General features: G+C 44.0%; 17 protein-coding genes and 1 pseudogene. 7 read left to right on the forward strand and 11 right to left on the reverse strand.

Annotation, left to right across the window (positions count from 1 at the left end; genetic code table 11):
* Window positions 1-34: 34 nt before the first annotated feature.
* From aroA to gyrA, 3 genes are all read right to left on the reverse strand, one after another.
* Window positions 35-1324, reverse strand: coding sequence for a 3-phosphoshikimate 1-carboxyvinyltransferase (aroA, locus tag GTQ48_RS09155; protein WP_163106399.1), 1290 nt, complete (start codon window positions 1322-1324; stop codon window positions 35-37).
* A gap of 19 nt (window positions 1325-1343) precedes the next feature.
* Complete coding sequence (gene serC, locus GTQ48_RS09160; protein WP_163106476.1) at window positions 1344-2429, reverse strand: 3-phosphoserine/phosphohydroxythreonine transaminase; 1086 nt, start codon at window positions 2427-2429, stop codon at window positions 1344-1346.
* 172 nt (window positions 2430-2601) lie between these two features.
* Window positions 2602-5295, reverse strand: coding sequence for a DNA topoisomerase (ATP-hydrolyzing) subunit A (gene gyrA / locus GTQ48_RS09165; RefSeq protein WP_163106400.1), 2694 nt, complete (start codon window positions 5293-5295; stop codon window positions 2602-2604).
* Window positions 5296-5610: 315 nt separating this feature from the next.
* Here gyrA and ubiG point away from each other — a divergent pair, with 315 nt between their 5' ends.
* From ubiG to yfaE, 4 genes are all read left to right on the forward strand, one after another.
* Window positions 5611-6330: a bifunctional 2-polyprenyl-6-hydroxyphenol methylase/3-demethylubiquinol 3-O-methyltransferase UbiG gene (ubiG, locus tag GTQ48_RS09170; RefSeq protein ID WP_163106401.1), complete on the forward strand. Its 720-nt coding sequence runs from the start codon at window positions 5611-5613 to the stop codon at window positions 6328-6330.
* A 577-nt stretch (window positions 6331-6907) separates the two neighbouring features.
* Entirely contained in the window at window positions 6908-9229 is a 2322-nt protein-coding gene (gene nrdA / locus GTQ48_RS09175) for a class 1a ribonucleoside-diphosphate reductase subunit alpha (RefSeq protein ID WP_163106402.1), read from the forward strand.
* Between the two features lie 107 nt (window positions 9230-9336).
* Window positions 9337-10467, forward strand: coding sequence for a class Ia ribonucleoside-diphosphate reductase subunit beta (gene nrdB / locus GTQ48_RS09180; protein WP_163106403.1), 1131 nt, complete (start codon window positions 9337-9339; stop codon window positions 10465-10467).
* Window positions 10468-10479: 12 nt separating this feature from the next.
* Entirely contained in the window at window positions 10480-10752 is a 273-nt protein-coding gene (gene yfaE, locus GTQ48_RS09185) for a class I ribonucleotide reductase maintenance protein YfaE (protein ID WP_163106404.1), read from the forward strand.
* A 108-nt stretch (window positions 10753-10860) separates the two neighbouring features.
* Here yfaE and GTQ48_RS09190 read toward each other — a convergent pair whose 3' ends face one another.
* Window positions 10861-11235 carry a winged helix-turn-helix domain-containing protein gene (locus tag GTQ48_RS09190; RefSeq protein ID WP_163106405.1) on the reverse strand — a complete coding sequence of 125 codons (375 nt, stop codon included), beginning with the start codon at window positions 11233-11235 and terminating at the stop codon, window positions 10861-10863.
* 243 nt (window positions 11236-11478) lie between these two features.
* Between GTQ48_RS09190 and GTQ48_RS09195 the strand changes: the two genes are divergently transcribed.
* Window positions 11479-11874, forward strand: a complete 396-nt coding sequence (locus GTQ48_RS09195) for a DUF3718 domain-containing protein (RefSeq protein ID WP_163106406.1) — start codon at window positions 11479-11481, stop codon at window positions 11872-11874.
* Between the two features lie 116 nt (window positions 11875-11990).
* Here GTQ48_RS09195 and GTQ48_RS09200 read toward each other — a convergent pair whose 3' ends face one another.
* On the reverse strand, window positions 11991-13226 hold the full coding sequence (locus GTQ48_RS09200) for a sensor domain-containing phosphodiesterase (RefSeq protein ID WP_163106407.1): 1236 nt from the start codon (window positions 13224-13226) through the stop codon (window positions 11991-11993).
* A gap of 358 nt (window positions 13227-13584) precedes the next feature.
* Between GTQ48_RS09200 and GTQ48_RS09205 the strand changes: the two genes are divergently transcribed.
* Window positions 13585-14682, forward strand: coding sequence for an NADH:flavin oxidoreductase (locus GTQ48_RS09205; RefSeq protein WP_163106408.1), 1098 nt, complete (start codon window positions 13585-13587; stop codon window positions 14680-14682).
* A 215-nt stretch (window positions 14683-14897) separates the two neighbouring features.
* Here GTQ48_RS09205 and GTQ48_RS09210 read toward each other — a convergent pair.
* A pseudogene (locus GTQ48_RS09210) lies at window positions 14898-15119 on the reverse strand (TIGR03571 family LLM class oxidoreductase); the annotation flags it as partial.
* A 9-nt stretch (window positions 15120-15128) separates the two neighbouring features.
* Window positions 15129-16319 carry an MFS transporter gene (locus GTQ48_RS09215; protein WP_163106409.1) on the reverse strand — a complete coding sequence of 397 codons (1191 nt, stop codon included), beginning with the start codon at window positions 16317-16319 and terminating at the stop codon, window positions 15129-15131.
* A gap of 193 nt (window positions 16320-16512) precedes the next feature.
* Between GTQ48_RS09215 and GTQ48_RS09220 the strand changes: the two genes are divergently transcribed.
* Window positions 16513-17409, forward strand: coding sequence for a LysR family transcriptional regulator (locus GTQ48_RS09220; RefSeq protein WP_163106410.1), 897 nt, complete (start codon window positions 16513-16515; stop codon window positions 17407-17409).
* A 264-nt stretch (window positions 17410-17673) separates the two neighbouring features.
* Here GTQ48_RS09220 and GTQ48_RS09225 read toward each other — a convergent pair whose 3' ends face one another.
* The 4 genes from GTQ48_RS09225 to bamC form a co-directional block, all read right to left on the reverse strand.
* Window positions 17674-20025, reverse strand: coding sequence for a sensor domain-containing phosphodiesterase (locus tag GTQ48_RS09225; protein ID WP_239060054.1), 2352 nt, complete (start codon window positions 20023-20025; stop codon window positions 17674-17676).
* A gap of 294 nt (window positions 20026-20319) precedes the next feature.
* Window positions 20320-21198: a DMT family transporter gene (locus tag GTQ48_RS09230; RefSeq protein WP_163106411.1), complete on the reverse strand. Its 879-nt coding sequence runs from the start codon at window positions 21196-21198 to the stop codon at window positions 20320-20322.
* A 156-nt stretch (window positions 21199-21354) separates the two neighbouring features.
* Window positions 21355-22068 carry a phosphoribosylaminoimidazolesuccinocarboxamide synthase gene (gene purC / locus GTQ48_RS09235; protein WP_163106412.1) on the reverse strand — a complete coding sequence of 238 codons (714 nt, stop codon included), beginning with the start codon at window positions 22066-22068 and terminating at the stop codon, window positions 21355-21357.
* 12 nt (window positions 22069-22080) lie between these two features.
* Window positions 22081-23184 (reverse strand): outer membrane protein assembly factor BamC, encoded by a 1104-nt coding sequence (gene bamC / locus GTQ48_RS09240; RefSeq protein ID WP_163106413.1) that lies wholly within the window; start codon window positions 23182-23184, stop codon window positions 22081-22083.
* Window positions 23185-23197 lie beyond the last annotated feature (13 nt).

Below are 23197 nucleotides of genomic sequence, written 5' to 3' on the forward strand. Positions count from 1 at the left end.
GCTCTAGGAACTAGCTGATTACTGGCCTTAGCGTCTACGATTTTTCAGAGAAAAGCGTTTTAAACCGAGTAAAGTAGTCTGGGAACGTCTTACGGGTGCACCCCGGATCGTTAATGGTTACCGGCGTATCACTTAATGCGACAAGGGAAAAGCACATGGCAATTCTGTGATCGTTGTACGTGTCTATTTCTACATGTTTCAAACTATCAGTGGGCCATACTTTTATGTAATCGTGCCCTTCTTCTACCTCAGCACCTACTTTCTTTAGTTCGGTGGCCATTGCGTGAAGCCTGTCGGTTTCTTTAACTCGCCAGTTATAAATATTTGTCATGGTAGTTGGACCCTCAGCAAAAAGTGCCGTGGTTGCAATCGTCATGGCAGCATCGGGAATATGATTCATATCCATCGATATACCTTTTAAAGGTGCCCCCGTGACTTCCACGTATTCATCATGCCAAGTAACAGTCGCCCCCATAGCCTCGAGAACATCTGCAAAGCGGATATCACCTTGAATGCTATTTTGGCCAATACCGGTTACGCGTACCGTGCCGCCTTTAATAGCACCGGCTGCAAGAAAGTAAGAAGCAGATGACGCATCGCCCTCAACCATAAACTTACCTGGAGACATGTATTTTGCGTCACCCGATATTGTAAACGTTTGATAGTTGTCGTTACTCACATGCACGCCAAACTTAGCCATAGTGTCCAAGGTAATATCGATGTATGGCTTAGAAACCAGCTCGCCTTTAATTCGGATAATAACATCGTCGCTAAATAAAGGAGCAGCCATCAATAGCGCAGTTAGAAACTGACTAGACACACTGCCATCCACCGACATTTCACCGCCGGCTAATGTTTTACCCTTGATATGAAGCGGCGGAAAGCCGTCGTTCTTTAGATAAGTAATATCGGCACCGGCTTCTCGTAACCCATCGACTAAGTCCGCGATGGGTCGCTCTTCCATACGAGGCTCACCGGTAAGGATTGTATTTACTTTACTGACTGCTAATGCAGCACACAAAGGGCGCATTGCCGTTCCTGCATTACCTAAAAATAACTCTTGGGACGCCGCTACATCAAAAGCACCGCCATTACCCGTTACTACACATTGGGTTTTATCTTCACTTAACGTGTAGCTCACGCCAAGTTGAGTCAACGCCGTAAGCATGTGAGAAATATCATCACTATCAAGCAGGTTGGTCAGTTCAGTGTCACCCTCTGCTAGCGCCGCAAGGAGCAGAGCCCTATTTGACAGGCTTTTCGAACCAGGTACATTGACCTCTCCCGATACTTTTGCAATCGGTTCTAATGTTAACTGTTCCATCTTCTTGTCTATTCCTTTCTTATCCATTCACTCGTTCGAATTCACGCATAAACTCTACAAGGGCTAACACGCCTTCAACAGACATAGCGTTGTAAATACTCGCGCGCATACCGCCAACAGAACGATGACCTTTAAGCGCTAGCAACCCTGCTTCTTGAGACTGCTTTAAAAACAACTCGTTTAAGTCAGTATTTGCAAGATGAAACGGCACGTTCATTTTTGAGCGATTGTGTGGGTGCACTTTACTTGAATAGAAATCAGAACTATCAATAGCTGAATATAGTAACGAGGCTTTTTCGGCATTGCGTTTCGCCATTGCATCTACGCCGCCCATGTCTTTCAACCACTCAAATACCAACCCCGCTAAATACCATGAGAAGGTTGGCGGCGTGTTATACATAGAGTCAGCTTTAGCTGCTAGACCATAATCGAAGATAGAAGGTGTTTCTTTACGGGCATAACCCACTAAGTCTTCACGAACAATAACCACTGACAAACCACTAGGGCCAATGTTCTTTTGCGCTCCAGCATAAATAATACCGTGCTTAGCCACATCTAGCGGTTGCGACAATATTGTTGAAGACATGTCTGACACTAAGGGCACATCGCCTGATTCAGGTAGCCAATCAAAAGCAATACCATCGACAGTTTCATTCGGGCAAAAGTGATAATACGCCGCAGATTGGTCAATATTGGCAAGTGAAGGTTGAGGAACAAAGTGCATTCCATCTTTATCCGTTACTTCGCCAATAACCACTGCGTTGTTATACTTGTTTGCTTCTGCTACGGCTCCCTTAGACCAAGAACCACTGACAAGGTGAAGACTGGTATCCTCACTCTTAGAAATATTCAGAGGCACTGCAGCAAACTGACCACGACCACCACCATGGGTGAACAGAACGTGATAGTTTGAAGGAATAGATAAAAGGTCACGCAGATCCTGCTCGGCCTTTGCGGCTATCTCAATAAAGTCTTTGCCTCGATGACTGACTTCCATAACAGAGCAATGTAAGTCACGCCAGTTTGTAAATTCGCCTTGGGCTTTTTGCATCACTTCCTTAGGAAGCATTGCTGGGCCAGCACTAAAGTTAAATACCTCATTCATCGCGTTTTTCAACACCTGTATACTAGTTGCCAATTGGGATGCCAATTAGAACGCCAATTGGCAAACAAGCGGCATAAGCCGCTTGTTTATAAGAACAATGATAATGCATACCAACCACAGAGCATCGTCTGTAACCGGTAACTAGTTACTTTTTAAGTAACTTGCACTACCCCTAGTCTTCTGTCGTTGAGCTGTCGTCGTCTTGTGCGACGTTTTCTTCTTGCTCAGGTAACGCTTCAGGAGTAATAGGATTACCTTCTTCATCAAGCTCAGGTAACTCTACAACTTCTTCAATACGTTGTAAGCCAACCACATGTTCACCTTCCACAGTACGCATCAAGCGAACACCTTGAGTGTTACGTCCCACTACTGAGACTTCGCTTACTCGTGTACGTACCAATGTACCTTGATCACTGATCAACATCATTTCGTTAGTTTCGTCTACTTGCACGGCACCAACAACTTTTCCGTTACGGTCTGAAACCTTTATAGAAACAACCCCCTGGGTTGCTCGGCTCTTCGCTGGATAATCTTCTAGCGGCGTACGCTTACCGAAACCATTTACGGTGGCCGTTAGTATAGGACCATCGCCTTTTGGAACAATAAGTGAAACCACTTTCTGATCATCTTGCAAACGAATTCCACGAACACCGGTTGCTGTTCTACCCATTGGACGAAGGGCAAGAAGCTCTTCCCCAGTTTCAGGGTCGCGTTTCACTTCACCTGTTTCGCTGTCGCGAAGCTTTTCGTTAAAGCGAACCACTTTACCAGCGTCAGAGAACAACATAATGTCGTCATCACCGTGGGTAATATCAACACCAATCAGTTCGTCGCCTTCATTGAGATTAACAGCAATAATACCGTTTGCACGAGGGCGAGAATAAAGGCTTAAGTCTGTCTTCTTCACCGTACCGTTCGCCGTTGCCATCAGGACATACTTGCCTTCAACAAACTCTTTAATAGGTAGGATTGCAGTAATACGTTCGTTTTCTTCCAACGGTAAAATATTGACTATTGGACGACCACGGGCATTACGACTGGCAAACGGCAGTTGATACACCTTCAACCAGTACAGTCTTCCGCGAGTTGAGAAACAAAGAATATGGTCGTGGGTATTTGCCACAAGCAGTTTTTCAATAATGTCTTCGTCTTTCATCTTTGTCGCTGATTTACCACGGCCGCCACGTCGTTGCGCCTCGTAATCTGTCAGCTTCTGGTATTTCACGTAGCCTTCGCGAGAAAGGGTTACAACCACTTCTTCTCTCTCGATCAGGTCTTCAATATCAATGTCGTGGCTTGCAGCTGTGATTTCTGTACGGCGTTCGTCACCGTATTCTTCACGTACTTTTTCAAGTTCTTCTTGAATAACTTCCATCAAACGCTCTGGGCTATTTAATATGTGAAGTAATTCAGCAATGATCTCTAGTAGCTGCTTGTATTCTTCTAAAATCTTTTCGTGTTCAAGGCCTGTCAGCTTGTGCAAGCGAAGGTCAAGAATAGCTTGTGCCTGCTGCTCGGTAAGGAAATATTTTCCTTCGCGAATACCAAACTCTGGCATTAGCCAATCTGGTCGCGCAGCGTCGTCGCCAGCACGTTCTAGCATCTGCGACACGTCGCCGAGCTGCCAGCCTTGTGCAACCAATCCTTTTTTCGCGTCAGCTGGGCTGTTCGATGCCTTAATCAACTCAATAATTGGGTCGATGTTGGCAAGCGCAATAGCTAGGCCTTCAAGGATGTGAGCACGATCTCGTGCTTTGCGCAATTCAAACACCGTACGACGTGTAACTACTTCTCTGCGGTGAAGAATAAATGCTTCTAGCGTTTCTTTAAGGTTAAATATCTTAGGCTGAGTATTGTCCAACGCTACCATATTTATACCAAATACAGTTTGTAACTGCGTATTGGCATATAGGTGGTTTAACAATACTTCAGCTGATTCGTTGCGTCTAACCTCGATAACAATGCGCATACCGTCTTTATCAGACTCATCACGCAGTGCTGAAATACCTTCAATACGCTTTTCTTTAACTAACTCGGCCATCTTTTCGATAAGGCGAGCTTTGTTAACTTGATAGGGTATTTCGTTAACGATAATTGTTTCTTTACCGTTACTGTCAGTTTCAATGTCAGCTTTTGCACGCAGGTATATTTTACCGCGGCCAGTGCGGTAAGCGTCTTCAATTCCCTTGCGGCCGCTGATGGTTGCAGCGGTTGGGAAATCGGGACCCGGTATATGAGTCATCAATTCGTCGATAGACAAATCGGGATTTTCGATAAGCGCAACACAGCCGTTGATAACTTCAGTTAAGTTATGCGGCGGAATATTAGTGGCCATACCCACGGCAATACCCGACGAACCATTAACGAGAAGGTTAGGCACTTTCGTTGGTAACACTTCAGGAATAAATTCAGTGCCGTCGTAGTTTGGAACAAAGTTAACGGTTTCTTTATCTAGGTCAGCTAACAACTCGTGGGCAATTTTTGCCATGCGCACTTCGGTGTAACGCATTGCGGCCGCAGAATCGCCATCGACAGAACCAAAGTTACCTTGTCCGTCTACCAGCATATATCGCAATGAAAAAGGCTGCGCCATACGAACGATAGTGTCGTACACGGCGGAATCACCATGTGGGTGATATTTACCAATTACATCGCCTACCACACGGGCAGATTTTTTATATGGCTTGTTGAAGTCGTTTTTTAGTTCGTTCATCGCGAACAGCACTCGGCGGTGAACTGGCTTCAAGCCATCTCTTACATCAGGCAATGCTCGCCCGACAATAACGCTCATCGCGTAATCGAGGTAGGAGTTTTTTAACTCTTCCTCAATATTAACGGGGAGAATTTCTTTAGCGTTATCAGACATAAACTGCTTAATCCCTTTTTCTTGATTTGTTCTGCGTTATCCGTTTTGACCTGCTTTTAAGTAATCTCAAAGCAATGCCATGGTGCGCACTATTGTTATTATGTGGGTTCATAATCGTCTCACGAGTGTACCACTTGATGACAGATTTATGTAGCGCTTAATTACGCTTATTGGAGCAATATAAGGTAAGCGTTTATTTTTCGTGCAGACGGCAGTTTTAGACCCTGTATAATGGATAAAAATAGGGGAAAATGTAACTCCTACTCGGTATTTTGCGTTATGTTATTTATACGCCATTGAAGGATTCACCTGTCTATGACAAATAAAGCTGTAACAAATGTAGACCCACAAGAAATTGATAAATTTTCTCAACTCGCCTCTCGGTGGTGGGACCCTGAGGGAGAGTTTGAGCCCCTTCACCTCATAAACCCTCTTCGTCTGGACTTTATCAATCAAAATGCACAAGGCCTCTTTGGTAAAACCGTGATCGACATAGGTTGCGGTGGTGGAATACTGGCTGAGTCAATGGCCAAAGCCGGTGCTGCAGTCACTGGCTTGGACATGGCCCAAGCTTCTCTAGAAGTGGCAAAGCTTCACGGTCTGGAATCAGGCGCCAAAGTTGACTACGTTTGCTCAACTGCTGAGGACTTTGCCGCTGATAACGCTGGCAAGTTTGATGTAGTCACCTGCATGGAGATGCTTGAACACGTTCCCGATCCTGCCTCGGTAGTTTCTGCATGCGCTGCGCTAGCTAAGCCTGGAGGGCATGTGTTCTTTTCTACGCTTAATCGAAATATAAAGTCATATTTGATGGGGATCGTTGGTGCTGAATATGTCCTTAAATTGGTCCCTAAAGGTACTCACGATCACAGCAAGTTCTTGAAGCCTTCTGAACTTATGTCGATGACTGACAATGCGGGTTTACTTCCCCGAGACATGACAGGCCTTCATATGGATCCGGTCACACAAGGGTTTTATCTTTCTGCTGATAATGTGGATGTTAATTACCTACTATATACAGTAGTACCAGATTAAGTTAACACTATATGTAGGGGCATGATGATATTTCATACACCATATATCGTGTTTTTATAAAAAAGCGTTTTTAATATTAAATTAATTTAGCGTTCGATCATTTTTCTCAAAAGTGCTTGCATTTGGTTTGATTAACGCTTGTAGAACGCTAAAAAGTTAGCCTCCACTAACGTAAAAACTATGCCAGATTGAGTGATGGAAATACCACCAGATATTGGGTTGCATTACAGTGAAAACCTCACTATCTTGTGTTCTGTCCGCAGCGCGATCCGGCAGTAATTTTTCAGGATCAAAGCTCAGACGTCGCGCAAAAAATTTTACGTGACGCTTTCACTGGACACAACAAAAGCAGAAAATTTCTAAGCAGTCTCTACTCGTGTATTTCAGTTCAGACGGCTTTAGTGTGTTTAATGATGTTGGTATAAGTACAAAAACAGCATCACTCTAGCAGCGTTTAATGCTGTGTGCAGACACGCTAAAAGTGACAACGAAACACCTTAGAAACACGACACGAATTAAAACTAAAATGGGTGTTAAACCCACGCTTTATGCGCTAACAGAAAAACGGCCAAGTAACATGAATGATAATTTGTTTGTCACCAAACGAAATGGTGAAAAAGAGTCTATTGATTTAGAAAAAATCCATAAAGTAGTAACGTGGGCGGCAAAAGGACTTAGCAACGTTTCTGTTTCGCAAGTTGAAATTAAAGCGCAAATACAGTTCTTTGACGGCATTAATACCAGCGAGATCCACGAAACATTAATCAAGTCGGCGGCAGATCTCATTTCTACCGATGCCCCTGATTATCAATATCTTGCTGCTCGTCTAGCTATCTTCCATTTACGCAAAAAAGCCTACGGACAGTTTGAGCCGCCAGCGCTTATCGACCAAGTTAAGCAAATGGTTGAAATGGGCAAATACGATAGCCACCTACTTGAAGACTACTCTGCTGAAGAGTTCGCCGAAATGGAAACGTATATCGACCATTGGCGCGACATGAACTTCAGCTACGCCGCGGTTAAACAGCTCGAGGGGAAATACCTTGTCCAAAACCGTGTTACGGGTGAAATCTACGAAAGCGCACAGTTTCTTTATATTTTAGTTGCCGCCTGTTTATTTGCGAATTATGACAAAGCGACTCGTATGGATTACATCCGACGGTTCTACGATGCTGCATCGACGTTTAAACTTTCATTACCAACGCCAATCATGTCTGGTGTTAGAACCCCTACTCGTCAGTTCAGCTCATGCGTTTTAATTGAGGCAGGCGATAGCTTAGATTCAATCAATGCAACCGCAAGCGCAATTGTTAAGTACGTGAGCCAACGTGCCGGTATTGGAGTGAACGCTGGGCGTATTCGTGCACTAGGTAGCCCAATTCGCGGTGGCGAAGCATTCCACACTGGATGCATTCCTTTCTACAAGTACTTTCAAACGGCAGTTAAAAGCTGTTCGCAAGGCGGTGTTCGCGGCGGTGCAGCAACTTTGTTCTACCCACTATGGCACATGGAAGTTGAATCGCTTTTAGTACTTAAAAACAATCGTGGTGTTGAAGAAAACCGCGTTCGCCACCTCGACTACGGTGTGCAGTTTAACAAGCTTATGTATCAGCGCATGATGAAAGATGGCTACATTTCATTGTTCAGCCCTTCTGATGTGCCTGGTTTGTATGATGCCTTCTTCGCCGATCAAGATAAGTTTGAAGAGCTGTACGTTAAATACGAAAATGACGACAGCATTCGCAAGAAACAAATCAAAGCCATGGAATTGTTCAGCTTGTTTATGCAAGAGCGAGCAAGCACAGGCCGTATTTATCTTCAAAATGTGGACCACTGTAATACTCACAGCCCATTCAACCCTGAAGTAGCGCCGGTACGTCAAAGTAACCTATGTCTTGAAATAGCGCTTCCAACTAAGCCGCTTCAGCACGTTAATGATGAAGAAGGTGAGATTGCGTTATGTACACTGTCTGCATTTAATCTAGGGGCTATTAAGTCATTAGACGAATTTGAAGAGCTAGCAGATTTAGCAGTTCGTGCACTCGACAACTTATTAGACTACCAAGACTATCCAGTGCCAGCAGCGTTTAACGCCACTATGGGTCGCAGAACCCTGGGTGTTGGTGTAATTAACTTTGCCTACTACTTGGCGAAGAATAACGTTAGATACTCTGACGGCAGTGCGAACGGTCTTGTTCACCGCACGTTCGAAGCAATGCAGTACTACCTGCTTAAGGCATCGAACAATCTCGCTAAAGAAAAAGGCGCCTGTCCGAAGTTTAATGAGACAACCTACTCGCAAGGAATAATGCCTATTGACAGTTACAAGCGTGACTTAGACAAGGTATGCAATGAGCCGCTGCAATACGACTGGGACGCACTGCGTGAAGATGTAAAAACACACGGATTGCGCAACTCGACACTGTCGGCCTTGATGCCGTCAGAAACATCGTCACAAATCTCAAATGCGACCAATGGTATTGAGCCACCTCGTGGATTTATCAGTATCAAGTCCAGTAAAGACGGTGTTTTAAAGCAAGTTGTTCCAGAGTATGAGACTCTGAGAAATCAATACGAATTATTATGGGATATTCCATCTAACGATGGCTATCTTCAATTAGTGGGTATTATGCAGAAGTTTATCGACCAGACAATTTCAGCGAACACCAACTACGACCCAAGCCGTTTTGATGGTAACAAGGTTCCAATGAAGCTGTTGCTTAAAGACCTGTTAACAACATACAAGCTTGGCGTGAAAACATTGTATTATCATAATACTCGCGACGGCGCGTCAGACACTTCAGCACTAGATACAAAAGCTAGTGAGCCACTTCCTCGTCAAGAGGAAGTTGTAATAGAAGAAGATGATGATTGTGCCGGCGGTGCGTGCAAAATCTAAGCATTTAGAAACTGCACGCGCCCTTGCGGTACGCCGCAAGGTAATAGATAGCAGCAAGAACACAAATAAAAATATGCGTTTATCATTAAGTTTTTAGTTAGGTCATCATGAAATACACTACGTTTAATCAACAAAGTACAAATCCGTTGCTAGAGCCAATGTTTTTCGGCAACCCCGTAAACGTTGCACGCTACGACCAGCAGAAGCATGCCATTTTCGAAAAGCTTATTGAAAAACAGATAAGTTTTTTCTGGCGCCCTGAAGAAGTTGATGTCACTCGAGATCGCGTTGATTTTCAAAAATTAACCGAGCCAGAGAAGCACATTTTCATTTCTAACCTTAAGTACCAAACATTACTTGATTCGGTACAAGGCAGAAGCCCTAACATTGCGTTCTTGCCAATTATTTCACTGCCTGAATTAGAAACCTGGGTAGAGACGTGGTCTTTTTACGAGACTATTCACTCGCGCTCTTACACGCACATATTGCGTAACTTGTTTTCTGATCCAAGTGAAATCTTTAACGACATCGTGGTAAACGATGAAATAAAGCGCCGTGCCGCTGATATTTCTAAATACTACGACGATTTGATTTTTGCGACCCAGCTTTGGCAAACCCAAGGTGAAGGCGTGCATACGGTTGACGGTGTTGCTCACACTATCAATATGTACGAGCTTAAGAAAAAACTATACCTTTGCATGAACTCAGTGAATGCCCTTGAAGCAATTCGTTTTTATGTATCTTTTGCATGTACGTTCGCATTTGCTGAACGCAAGCTGATGGAAGGTAATTCAAAAATTATCCGTCTTATTGCTCGCGACGAGAACCTTCACTTGTCTTCAACGCAACATGTATTAAATCTGTGGGCGAAGGGTAAAGACGACCCTGAAATGGCGCAAATTGCAGAAGAATGTAAAGACGAAGCTCGCGCTATCTTTATGAACGCCGTTGAGCAAGAAAAAGAATGGGCAGATTACTTATTCCAGAACGGTTCTATGATTGGCCTGAATAAGGAAATATTGTGTTCTTATGTTGAGTACATTGCTAATCAGCGTATGACTGCCATTGGTTTCGACGCACCGTTTGACGTTAGCAGTAATCCTCTGCCTTGGATGAATAACTATCTTAATTCAGACAACGTACAGGTAGCTCCTCAAGAGTCTGAGATTAGCTCTTACCTTGTTGGTCAAATCGACTCAGCCGTAAGTGAAGAAGACTTCGCTGACTTTGAACTGTAATTACACAGTTTAATGAATAGTAGTAACGAGATGCTCCGCATCGACATTGTTGATGTGGGGCAAATCAGCGCCCCTGCCGATAAAACCCTATTAAGCGCTATTGAAGCTGCTGGTATTAACATCCACTATCATTGCAGAGAAGGCTTCTGTGGTGCTTGTAGAACCAAGCTCCTTGAAGGTGAAGTGGAATACACCACTGATCCTCTTGCCTTTATTGATGACGACGAGATATTACCCTGCTGCTGCATAGCAAAAAAGCCGTTGAAAATTAAGGTCCCGCTGTAATATCCCAAGCACAGCAGAAAACTCATTCCAAAAACTAATTTGCACATTTACACGTAGTTCAGCATGGCTGATATGTAGCCTAGGCGATTTAAACTGCTGCAAGTTGGTTTAAGGACGAGAATGCCATAGTGTATTAAGTTGCTTGATAACTTTGTATAGAAATCCAACTTGCGGTGGAGATTTTATCAACAGCCGATACCCTTGGCACGGAAGTGTCTCAATTTCCCATTCTTGTGCTTCACACAAAGCACTGATTTTCCGCCTTAATCGACAGACAAGGTGGTTTATGGCGTCGTCGCTTACGTAACGATGGCCCCATACAATACTGCGAAGTTCATCTCTTGGTACACCTTTAGACTCAGCCTCAATTAAACTTGTCAGTAGCCGAGAGCATGCTGGTGATAAAGAAACATATTGCCCATCCGAGCGGACTAACCTTCGTGTCTCCGGCTCGTACATCAGGGTTTTGGCAACGGTTCTCATGGTTTACCCCGATATCTTTAAGACTTTAGTATACCACATAGATGATAAAGCCATGGTTTATCCATGATTAAACAATGACGTTCTCGTTTAAGCTAATGAATTTCTTTCGTTTATTTTTATCATGAACTCGACACTCGAGTGTCATGGTTAAACATGATTCAGCATCTATTCTGACATTAGCTGCAATGCGGTTAGCAGCCTTTTACCCCATAACTTCATTCTATGTGAAAAGGAATATGCAACATGAAAAACTCCACGATTTACATGGTAGGTGCCCTACTATCTACTGGCTTTTTGTTCTCAAGTGCAGCCTCTGCTTATACCGAAGAAAGATTGATCTCGATATGTCGACACGCTGCAACTGACGACGGTCATGGATTGCGAAGAGATGTAAAGAAAATGATGGTTGGAACGAAAATTGTGAGTAAAACCTACAGCGCTATTGCGAATGGGTTAATTTGCAATGGATTAAGCGTGGTCGATTTTGCTGAAAAATACGGTGCAGTTGGCACATTATCTGTGTTGAAAAGGCATCACCGTCCCACTCGCCGTGGTGTAGTAGAAATTAGAGATACCATTGCCAGTGTGAATACAGCACCGCCTAAAGAGATACGTGTCGCGTTTGAATCAGCGAAGTAATATCTCCACACGAAGAAAAACGAGTGACATAAAACAAAGCCCGCTGTTTGCTCTATGTAACAATAAAGCAGTTGTTACAGGCGATATACACAGCGGGCTTTATACATATACTCAATTTATAGCGGTAAGCTATATTGATGAAGTACGGCTTCTTCAATAGGCATAGGCTTGCCCGTTAGGTAACCCTGAATTCGATCCACGCCCAATTTCTCTAAAACCCGAAGCTCTTCAATAACTTCTACCCCTTCGGCAACAATGACGCACGTGGTTGCTGTAGCAAATGTGCATAGCGCTTTCGCAAGAGCATATTTTTTTGGCTGTAAATGAATGTCGCGGATGAGGCTTAAATCTAGCTTTATTAGGTCTGCTTCTAATTCGAGTATATGTTGAAAACTCGCATAACCTGCACCAGCGTCGTCTATTGCCAATTGAACGCCTCGTTCACGAAGGGGCGCAAGCTGCTCACGAAATACCTCATAGTCCTCTATGGGTGAATGCTCAGTGACTTCGAGAATTAAACGACTGGGATCGACATCGTCTAGTACGCGGTGTATCGCGCCATTTAAAATATACTCGGGAGCAATGTTTACCGACAGCTGAGCGTGACTACTCATTTTTTTTATATCGCGCAGCGCCTGACGTATCGCTTTAATCTGCAATGCTTCGCCCATACCAACAAGCTCAGCCTCGTCAAACCAAATATTAGGCGGTCGGTATGGCTGAGAATTGAATCTAGCTAGCGACTCATATCCACAGATTAAATTGTTTTCTAAGCTGTATATTGGTTGATAGTGAACCGTGAGTAAATCGAGTTCTAGGGCCGCAAGAGTGGATTCAGCCATTTGATCAATAATGCAGGTATGCTGCATACGCTCTTCGAAAAGATCCCGATAGATTTCGGCAAAAGCATTTAGAAAGCCCAAATCACGCTTATTTAGGGAGTTATCTTTGTCACTTTTGTAACAACACAATGTTCCAAAAATTGCACCATCTGATAGGGTGATAGGTACACCCATGTACGCACCTATACCGAGCTCCTCTGTTACATCCAGTTTGCTGGCGCCCTCATGTTTCTTCGCATCATGAATAATATTATCAAATTCGCCATTAGACATCTTTCCGCAGTAGGTCTCCTCGATAGGATCTGAATCACCCACCTCAATAGCAGACATCTTTTGTTCGCTTTTGCTTACCGCCCTAAATATTCGTTGCCCCGAGACAAATTCAGAATAAAAAGCCACATCCATTTCAAGGTGTTTGCGAATAACGCTCAACATTTTATTGAGACTTTCGTCATTATCAACAGCGAGTTGGGGGGATGAGGTAACGGTGTGTATTGAAGAGCCAGACATGGGTTAAAGTAGAAGTCCTTTAAAATTTAATCTTTTTTGTTGGTTCATTTAAGCAATCAAAAACTTCATCTTTCCGTTCCCGTAGAAAGGGCCGTTATAACTGTTAAAATACAGACTATAGCTTAGGTATGAAAGCAATGCTTGGTCGCGCGGTGTAATTATAGCGTCGGATATAAAAAAATGCAGAGAAAAGTAACTTATTTTATAACCCACTATCAGAAATAGAAAATTGACTTGTGCCCCACCCGTTTTAGTATCGATATTCCTTGGTGTGTACGATTGAATTTGATGTTAATTTTTACAGAACTAGCTACCCCATATTAACGTGCATGCCCCAAACAACTTGAAAGGAACTTCAATGTCTAAGACTACCCTGTTTTCATCGTTTAATAATAAAAGCTTATCGCTGGACAATCGCATTGTAATGGCACCAATGACGAGACAGTTCTCACCCGATGGCATACCAACAAGCGATGTTGCTGGATATTATCGTCGACGTGCCGAGGGCGGAACCGGACTCATTATTACTGAAGGCACAACCGTAAACGATAAAGTAGCTACCATGGGCGCAACAATCCCACGTTTTCACGGCGAAGATGCCCTTGCAGGCTGGAAACAAGTCGTAGATGAAGTTCACAATGCTGGCGGCAAAATAATGCCACAAATATGGCATGTAGGTATGGCTCGTGTTGCTAAAAATGCGCCTTTCCCCGAGCTCCCAAGTGCCGGGCCTTCTGGTTTGTTTAAACCGGGTAAGCAAGGTGCAGAACCGATGACCGTAGCGCATATTGAATCTGTGATTAATGCGTTTGCTGAAGCTGCAGCTGACGCACAAGAGATAGGTATGGACGGTGTCGAAATTCATGGGGCTCATGGATATTTGGTTGATCAGTTTTTCTGGGAAGGCACTAATCAACGTACCGATAGTTGGGGTGGCAGCATGGAAAATCGAGGCCGTTTTGCCGTTGAGATTATCAAAGCTATTCGCGCTGCAACTTCAAAAGACTTCCCTATTGTGCTGCGATACTCTCAATGGAAACAGCAGGACTACACCGCGCGACTTGCACATTCACCTCAAGAACTAGAGCAGTTTTTACAGCCACTTAGCGAAGCTGGTGTTGATATATTTCATTGTTCTCAGCGCCGGTATTGGGAGAATGAGTTTGACGGCAGTGAATTAAATTTAGCTGGGTGGACTAAGAAAATTACTGGAAAACCAACAATCACTGTGGGCTCAGTAGGCTTAAATGACGATTTCTTCGGTGCATTTAAAGGGCAAGATTCAAGCACTCGTTCAGTGGATGATTTATTAGAGCGCCTAGATGTAGGGGAATTTGATCTAGTGGCTGTTGGTAGAGCCTTGCTTCAAGACCCAAGTTGGGCGAACAAAATTAAAGAAGGCCGCACAGACGAGTTAAAGCAGTATTCAGGAAAATCGCTTGGCTCTCTATCATAACGATAGGCATAACGACAGGCGTAATGACAGACATAAGGACAATCGATTTTCCAAATCTAAATCACTTTCGGTAGCCCAAGTGTAACCAAAAAGAAAACGCCGGGAAGTTCAGGGAAATTTTACTGAAACAGCTCAAATGGTATTGGCCAAAATGACTTGACCACTACCATGACTTGACTTGCGTACACTTCGCTATAGTCGGCAAAGCTTCCGTTTTCACCTAAGCTGGGAACGTAAACCGGTACATCTCTAACCCACGCCGCTTTAAACCCCAGCTTGTCGGCTAGCTGAATACGGCTGTGGTGCTCGGTCATATCAGGTATGCCAAACGGCATACCCTTTGTAGCGTCAAAATGCGCCCAGTCGTTATCTAGCGGAAGCTCCACACCGACAGAAAATTCATGCTGTGCAAGCTTATCAAAGGTATTTGTTGTCATGGTGAACTCCTATGAACTCGTTGCATTGCCTGTAGTATTAAGTGCACGCTTGTCTAAATGGCCGCTATAACGAGTAACAACTAGGGCCGCGACAGAGATAAGTGCCCCAATCCATGCGGTATCTGATAACTGCATGCCGTCTACAATGCCACCGCCTATAATTGAGCCCAGAGCAATACCAATATTAAATGCCGCAATGTTTAACCCAGAGGCAACATCAACTGCATTGGGCGTAAACTTCTCTGCTAATTGAACGACATAGACCTGAAGACCTGGGACATTTCCAAAAGCAAAGGCGCCCCATACCAATACGGTGATCACTGCAGCAACTTTACTGCCCATAGTGAACGTCAGCGCAAACAAAATTACCGCAAGGGCTGAAAAGATAATCGTTAGCGCCTGAATTGGGCCTTTTTTGTCGGCAAGTTTCCCGCCATAAATATTACCGACCGCAACTGACGCACCATAAACCAACATGATTAAGCTAATAGCTGAAGGAGCAAAACCCGCCTCTTCTTGCAATATTGGTGCAAGATAAGTAAATGCTGTAAACGTACCGCCATAGCCTAATATCGTCATTAGATACACTAATACCAGTCGAGGCTGAACCAACACCTTCATTTGCTCACCTAAAGTAGCGGGCTTACTTTGCTTTAAGTTATTCGGTACCAGAAACGCACTGCCAATAAGCGCAAGCGTACCAAGAGCGGAAACTACAAGAAAGGTGGCTCTCCACCCAAAGTTTTGGCCAATCCAGGTACCCAAAGGCACGCCTGTGACCAACGCTACCGTTAAGCCAGTGAACATAATGGCAATAGCACTGGCTTCTTTTTCTTTAGCCACGAGACCTGTAGCGATGGTAGAACCAACGGAAAAGAACACACCGTGGGCTAGGCCTGTCAGTATGCGCGCTAAAATTAAGCTCTCATAGCTAGGCGCTTGCCAAGCAAGAACATTACCTGCGACGAAAAGCGCCATTAAGCTAAGCAGAACATGTTTTCTATTCCACTTACCAGTAAGGGCGGTAAGAACAGGTGCGCCAACGGCAACACCTACAGCGTACAAGCTCACCAGTAAGCCTGCACTGGGTAATGTAACGCCAAGATCGGTCGCTATGGTAGGTACAAGCCCCACTATAACGAACTCGGTTGTGCCAATAGCAAACGCACTCAGCGTCAAGGCAAATAATGCAATGGGCATTTCAATTATCCTCACAAAGTATTCAACATAAACTGGGTCGTTGCCGACCCCACCTACTCCCTCCAAGTGAACAATTAAATCGTCTTTTTGGGAGTCATTTATTAAGTGCGTTCAGTTTGACGATAAATTTATTTGCAAAAAACCGCACTAATGACAAAATATTTTTGTGAAATTTGAAAATATAAGGTGTGTGATGCCAGTTTCATCAAAAACTGAAGACTTAGAAGCGTTTTTAACCGTGATAGATACAGGTAGCTTTTCCAGTGCGGCTAACTTGCTCAATCAGCAAGTAGCGAAAGTGAGTCGAGCGGTAACGCGGCTTGAAGGTGCATTAGAGGTAACCCTATTAAATCGCACTACCAGGCGTTTAGAGCTAACCGAAGAAGGCGCGCTCTTGTTGCGATACGCAAGAGACGGCTTAAACGTGTTAGAAAAAGGCGAAGAGGCACTGAGACTTTTAAAGCGTACTCCTTCAGGAAAACTTCGTGTAGATGCGGCAAGCCCATTCGTCTTGCACCAGCTTGCGCCATTGGTGGGCGAGTTTAGCGAAGCATTTCCAGATATCACTCTGGACATGACTAGTCACGATAGCATTATCGACCTATTGAAACACAAGACAGATATAGCGATACGTATTGGTGATTTAACTGATTCGAATTTGCACGCTAGGCGCTTAGGAAAAAGTAAGCTGCATATTGTGGCAAGCCCACAGTATCTTGAGAAATACCCTTTATCTGACGACGAGGGGGACATTAGCACGCTTAACAACCACAAACTGATTGGTTTTAGCGACGCACCAAGTTTAAATAAGTGGCCACTCAAACAAGATATCAATTTGCAGTACAGTCTTCACGCCTCAAGCGGTGAAACCATTCGTCAGCTATGCTTAGCAGGCCAAGGTATTGCATTACTGTCTCACTTTATGGTGCATAAAGACCTTAGCGCGGGCACGCTTGTCGATTTATTTAGCGACGACATTATAAGCCCGAACCGACGGGAATCGGTTCAAGCGGTGTACTATAAAAATAGCGCAGTTTCGTCTCGGATATCCGCTTTCCTAGACTTCATTCAGTCTCGGCTCACGTTATAATCACAGATCGATAAATAGAATATTTCTTTCATTCCTCAAGACACAACCCTAATTAGAAACGGCTGGTCATTGATTGAACTCAAGGTCTTAAACAGACAACAGCGAGCGCTATGGAGGCGACCTAGGCTCGAATTCGCGGGTTAAGCTCATCGCTCACTTCAGATGACGTTAAAACCTATTCAACGAGACTGAATGATAATATATGACCTGTTAGCATTAAACGAGGACAATGCAATGCCTATTCTTTTTATGATTAGCTAAGCACTAAGACTTTTTTTCTTCGCTTTGATTCATGAGTATAGATTCGAATTGCGACTTACTGACTGGTTTTGAAAAGTAATAGCCTTGACCGTATTCACACCCCATATTCTTTAATATGTTGAGCTGCTCACTTGTTTCAATGCCCTCTGCAACTACTTGAATACCTAGTTTTTTCGCCATAACAATAATGGCCTCGCAAAGAATTTTGTCGTTGCTAACTTCTGTCATCGAATTAACGAAGCTTCTGTCTATCTTAATATAATCCGTCGGGAATTTCTTTAGATAGGAAATGGAGGAGAACCCAGTACCAAAGTCATCAAGCGCAATGCTTACCCCGGCCTGACGGAACTGAAATAGCTTTTGTGAGACTTTTTCATCAGCGTCCATTAGCAAGCTTTCGGTAATTTCAATTAACAAAGCACTTGATGGCGTGTTGGTCTTCAATAGTGCAGTCATCCACTCCATAATATTGGGCTCTGAACTAAAATAGTGGCTCGCTGATGTATTAATGCTTAACTGCAAGTCTTTACAATAAGCCTCTCTCCAGCGATTTATATCGTCGCATACCTGAGAAAAAACCCAGTTGCTTATTTCAATGATCAAACCTGATTCTTCAGCTAGTGGAATAAAATCATCGGGCCTGATTAGTCCCCGTTTAGGATGATTCCACCTAATTAGCGCTTCACCCTTATGAATGTCGCCGCTGTCTAAAGCCACAATAGGTTGGTATTCAATAAAAAACTCATCGTTTTGGGTGGCATAGCGCAAATCATTGAGCAGGCCCAACCTTTTAACAGCCGCCTCGCGCATGCTCTCCGTGTAAAACTCATAGCTATTTCTACCACTTGCCTTAACGCGAAACATGGCTTGGTCGGCATTTTTAAGCAGGCTGCTTACATCTTGCGCATCATCGGGATAGAGCGTTATACCAATACTGGCACTGGTGTGAATCACCTCATTTTCGATGGTCAGTGGTTTAGACAGTGACGACAGTAAATCATGTGTGACTCGCTCAACATTTTTAACATCGTGCAAATTATTGATGATGATGACGAACTCATCGCCGCCTAAGCGAGCAACATTATCGTTTTGCCTGACACAACGCTCAATACGGCGGGCACACTGAACGAGTAATTCGTCGCCGACGCCATGCCCCATAGTATCGTTTATGTCTTTGAAATGATCTAAATCGAGAAACATCACGGCGACTTTCGTGGATAGTCGGTCGGCAGAACTTAATGCATGTGACAGGTTGTCCTCCATAAGGTGGCGGTTGGCCAAACCGGTTAAACTATCGTAGTTAGCCTGTCGCCAAATTATTTCATCCGCCCTTTCCCGCTCAATGGCAATACTTGCGACATGGGCAAAGTATTCAATACGGGTTATGTCTTCATCTGATGGCACGCCCGCTTCTTTGTGATAAATGGCAAAGGTACCCAGTACTTTTCCATCTGCACCGCAGATAGGTTGCGACCAACACGCTCCCAAGTTAGCCTGTTTTGCCGCATAACGCCAAGACGCCCAGTAACTATGGGTAGTTAAATCGTCTGTAATAACTCTTTCATTAAGAAAAGCCGCAGTGCCACACGCGCCCTGTCCAAGACCAATCTCAACGCCATCTATCAAATCGTTGTAAAAACCTGGTAATGAGGGAGCTGCGCCTAATCGCAACTGAGTACCATCTAATAACAGTATGCTACAAAGCTGGTTCTTATATTCTTTTTCAACGGCAGCGACGATATCGTCAAGTACAAAAGAGAGCGGCTCCGTGTTAACCACTTTTTCGAGAATAGCACTGCGAACTCGCAGCAATTTTTGCGATTCAACAAGCTCTTGATGTTTTGTACCGAGTTCCTGTGACATCACACTAAGGTCAGTGCGCTCTAACTCAAGTTCAACCAAACTGCCCAAATCCTTGAGCGATGTAAGCTGCTGGGCAGAGAAGGCTCTGGGAGTGGTATCAAATACACAGATGGTTCCCACGGCCTGCCCGTCAACCATAAGTTTTATCCCCGCATAAAAGCGTATGTAAGGGTCTTCTACCACAAGGGGGTTTGAAGAAAAGCGTTTGTCTTTATGGGTATCTTGTACAATCAACGCATCGGTTTCTAAAATAGCATGGGCACAAAAAGCGATATCTCGTGATGTTTCATCAACATCAAGGTTAACTTTCGATTTAAACCATTGTCGTGTTGAGTCTATTAGAGAAACGGTCGCAAATTCACAGGAAAATAATTGCGCGGCCAAACGCGTAATTCTATCGAAACGTTCTTCTGGAGAGGTATCCAATATGTTTAACTTGCGCAGCGCTTCCATTCGCTTTTGTTCGTTCGGCGGCAATGCTGGGCTGATCAAAATCTCTCCTAACGCTACTTAATAGTGCTATTTTAGATATCTTAAACGATACTGTGATTGATGAACGTCCGTATTGAAAAAGGCGGGCCTGCTTACCCACACAGCTAACTCACATCCTGAGTGAAAATATAGTTGAACTCGCATATGAACCTAACACAGAGCAACATAAATTGGTGCTAAAATCGCTCATTTGTTCAATTTATTATGATTTATCGCCTGAAATAGTCAGATTGTGCCCATTATTACTCGCAGCTTACTTCTGCAGCTAAAGAGATGAGACGTGACACGTCGATGCTAATTTCTTTGCCTTATCACCAACAATATTCCGCCTAAGGTAGCAAGTGACGCCACTATGATAGTGATGTTAAGTGATTCTTTTAAAATAGCCCACCCCATAAATGTTGCAATGATAGGGACACTTAATTGAACAGTAGCGGCGGTGGTAGATTTTATTGAGGGTAAGGACGCATACCAAATAGCGTAACCTGCGCCAGATGCGAGCATGCCTGATGCAAGCGCGTATAAGCTGCCTGTGGGATCTATATTGATTTTAGCTCCCGTTAGAAGCACAACTGCAGCAAGAGGCACACAAAGCGCTGAAGCTATCACAAAATTCCCTGCACTTGCTACTATTGGTGACATTGCGCTTTTTCCAATCAAAGAATACGCTCCCCATGCAAACCCAGCTAGTATCATTAAGATAGCGGAAAGCATTGAGGGCGCGCTGCTACTTGGCAGCAGCAATATGACTAAACCGATTATTGCAAAGGAAAAGCCAAGCCACTGTGACAATGTAAACCTCTCCCCTTTAATAAGACCTACTGCGATCATAGTTACTTGAACTGTACCAAAAAGTAACAGTGCCCCTGTTCCTGTTGCCATTGAAATATAGGCAAATGAAAAACACAGTGCATAAACAAATAACGCGATGCCTCCAGCAACACTCGCATTTTGCTTCATCATAGCGATGAGCCTTTCTGACTCTTGCGACCGTGATTGAGAAACATAGAACACTATTGAAAGAACAAGAAGACTAACTGCGCCACTTAACAGCCGGATAATGGTAAAAGAGCTGGGATCAATATTCGTATTAACTAACGCCATACGGCACAGCAATGAATTTGCAGCAAAGGCGACCATCGCGGCAATAACGAGCAGCACCGATTTAAACAAAATACACTCTCCGTAAAGGCAGTCTCAGTGAATGCCTATTCATTAATTACTAGTGCCGCAGACACTACTCTTATCGCCATTTAAAAACAAAAAGAGGACCATGACAGGTCCTCTTTGCTGAATTATATGACGATAAGCTACTACAACTATAAGCTACTACAAAGATAATCCCAAACGCTCGGCCACTTCGATGTAGGTTTCTACTACCGAGCCTAAGCCTTGTCTGAATCTGTCTTTATCCATTTTTTTGCGGGTTTCTTTGTCCCACAAACGGCAGCCATCAGGCGTAAACTCATCACCCAAGACAATGTTACCGTCGCTGTCCACACCAAACTCGAGTTTGTAGTCTACTAACAGCATGCCGGCGTTATCAAACAATGCCTTAAGCACGTTGTTAACTTTGAATGTGAGAGCTTTCATTTCGCTAATCTGCGACTGCGTAGCCCAACCAAAAGAAATGATATGAAAGTCATTTACCATTGGGTCGTGGAGCGCATCATCTTTTAGGAAAAACTCAAAAATGGGTGGGTTAAGCGTTTGGCCTTCTTCAACGCCAAGTCGGCGCACAAGAGAGCCCGCTGAGAGGTTTCTCACGACGCATTCAACCGGAATCATATCGAGTTTTTTGACCAGCGATTCGGTATCAGATACAAGGGCTTCTACTTGCGTAGCAATGCCAGCATCCTCAAGCTTATTCATAATAAAATGATTAAACTTGTTGTTCACTTCGCCTTTGCGGTCAAGCTGCTCAATTTTTTCACCGTCAAACGCTGATGTATCGTTTCGAAAGTGCAATATCAGCTTTTCGCTGTCATCGGTGTAATAAACCGTTTTTGCTTTACCGCGGTAAAGCTCGTCGCGTTTTTCCATTCTCAGTCTCAGTTATATATCAAGATTATCTTCTGACATGACCTCAGCAAATGCATCGTAAAGGTCGGAAACCTGATTGGCTTCAAACGGGGTACTCTCATTATCCATAAAGGTTACGGACGTTCTCGAGTCACCTGCTTTTGCCACTTTCAAACGATAATCACCCTTTTCGAGTAACTTATCATCGCTTGAAAATAAATCATTCCACCAGTCGCCTTCTGGACCGCTATAGGTTACAAACAGCAGACCGTTAGATTTGTCTAAGTCTTTGACGTTAAAACCAAGTTTGCGCAATACAAGTAACATACGTGGCCACACAATATCGTATTGAGACTCAACCACGTAAGCAGGCTCGCCATCGGCGTTAAAGCCCATTTCGGTTTGAATACCCTTGCGAATGCGCGCTATACGACGGGTCTGTTCTAAGCGAATTTGATATTCGTAATGGCCAACAACTTGGTTAAGAACACTCACTTCTTCACGGCGTTCATCTAACTCAGTCACCTGTGCTGTAACGTCATTACCGATAGACTTCATATAGTCTTTTAGGTCTACGCTAAGTGCAGCGCTTCGCCCGTGTGGTTTAACGCTCAGGTTAAACTCGAACCTACGACCGATTTCGCTTTCGTCATCAACGATGCTGTACCAAGGTCCATCTACATCTTCCTTCACTACCATCCAGTCGGTGATAAGTACACGCGCCTCAGGGTCGAATGAATCAACGCCGATGCCGTTTTCATCAAGGTAGCTCAGTAATGAATTCCAAATAGCTTCACTTAATGGTTGACTGTCATCAACTTGGTCAAACCAAATCGTAGCGGTACTGGTTCCCTCTTCAACGTGAGAGCCCGTCACTAGCGGTAGAACCAACGCAGGTGATTGCACTGGCAATGTTTGACCTACTAGATCTTCGTTAGCACCCTCGCCTAGTTCAGGAAGCGCAAACTCACGAGAAAAAGCCGGTTTGTCTAAATCGGATGGTATTTTGAGTTCTTCTTGTTTTTCCGTTTCTAGATATTTGTAACTGCCTGACGCAGTCTTTCTATCTATTTGGCTTGTACAACCCGCAAGTGCAACAATTGCTACTGAACTTGCTATAGCCAGCGTTTTATTCATCTGTGTTCCTTAA

Origin of the sequence: Alteromonas genovensis, assembly GCF_010500895.1 — a bacterium.
GTDB lineage: Bacteria > Pseudomonadota > Gammaproteobacteria > Enterobacterales > Alteromonadaceae > Alteromonas > Alteromonas genovensis.

Bases quoted from the DNA above. Each gene is read 5' to 3' on its own strand.
- GTQ48_RS09195 (WP_163106406.1), top strand. From the start codon at position 11,479: ATGAAAAACTCCACGATTTACATGGTAGGTGCCCTACTATCTACTGGC.
- nrdB (WP_163106403.1), top strand. From the start codon at position 9,337: ATGAAATACACTACGTTTAATCAACAAAGTACAAATCCGTTGCTAGAG.
- serC (WP_163106476.1), bottom strand. From the start codon at position 2,429: ATGAATGAGGTATTTAACTTTAGTGCTGGCCCAGCAATGCTTCCTAAG.
- GTQ48_RS09220 (WP_163106410.1), top strand. From the start codon at position 16,513: ATGCCAGTTTCATCAAAAACTGAAGACTTAGAAGCGTTTTTAACCGTG.
- GTQ48_RS09200 (WP_163106407.1), bottom strand. From the start codon at position 13,226: ATGTCTGGCTCTTCAATACACACCGTTACCTCATCCCCCCAACTCGCT.
- nrdA (WP_163106402.1), top strand. From the start codon at position 6,908: ATGAATGATAATTTGTTTGTCACCAAACGAAATGGTGAAAAAGAGTCT.
- bamC (WP_163106413.1), bottom strand. From the start codon at position 23,184: ATGAATAAAACGCTGGCTATAGCAAGTTCAGTAGCAATTGTTGCACTT.
- aroA (WP_163106399.1), bottom strand. From the start codon at position 1,324: ATGGAACAGTTAACATTAGAACCGATTGCAAAAGTATCGGGAGAGGTC.
- GTQ48_RS09190 (WP_163106405.1), bottom strand. From the start codon at position 11,235: ATGAGAACCGTTGCCAAAACCCTGATGTACGAGCCGGAGACACGAAGG.
- purC (WP_163106412.1), bottom strand. From the start codon at position 22,068: ATGGAAAAACGCGACGAGCTTTACCGCGGTAAAGCAAAAACGGTTTAT.
- ubiG (WP_163106401.1), top strand. From the start codon at position 5,611: ATGACAAATAAAGCTGTAACAAATGTAGACCCACAAGAAATTGATAAA.
- GTQ48_RS09215 (WP_163106409.1), bottom strand. From the start codon at position 16,319: ATGCCCATTGCATTATTTGCCTTGACGCTGAGTGCGTTTGCTATTGGC.
- GTQ48_RS09205 (WP_163106408.1), top strand. From the start codon at position 13,585: ATGTCTAAGACTACCCTGTTTTCATCGTTTAATAATAAAAGCTTATCG.
- yfaE (WP_163106404.1), top strand. From the start codon at position 10,480: ATGAATAGTAGTAACGAGATGCTCCGCATCGACATTGTTGATGTGGGG.
- gyrA (WP_163106400.1), bottom strand. From the start codon at position 5,295: ATGTCTGATAACGCTAAAGAAATTCTCCCCGTTAATATTGAGGAAGAG.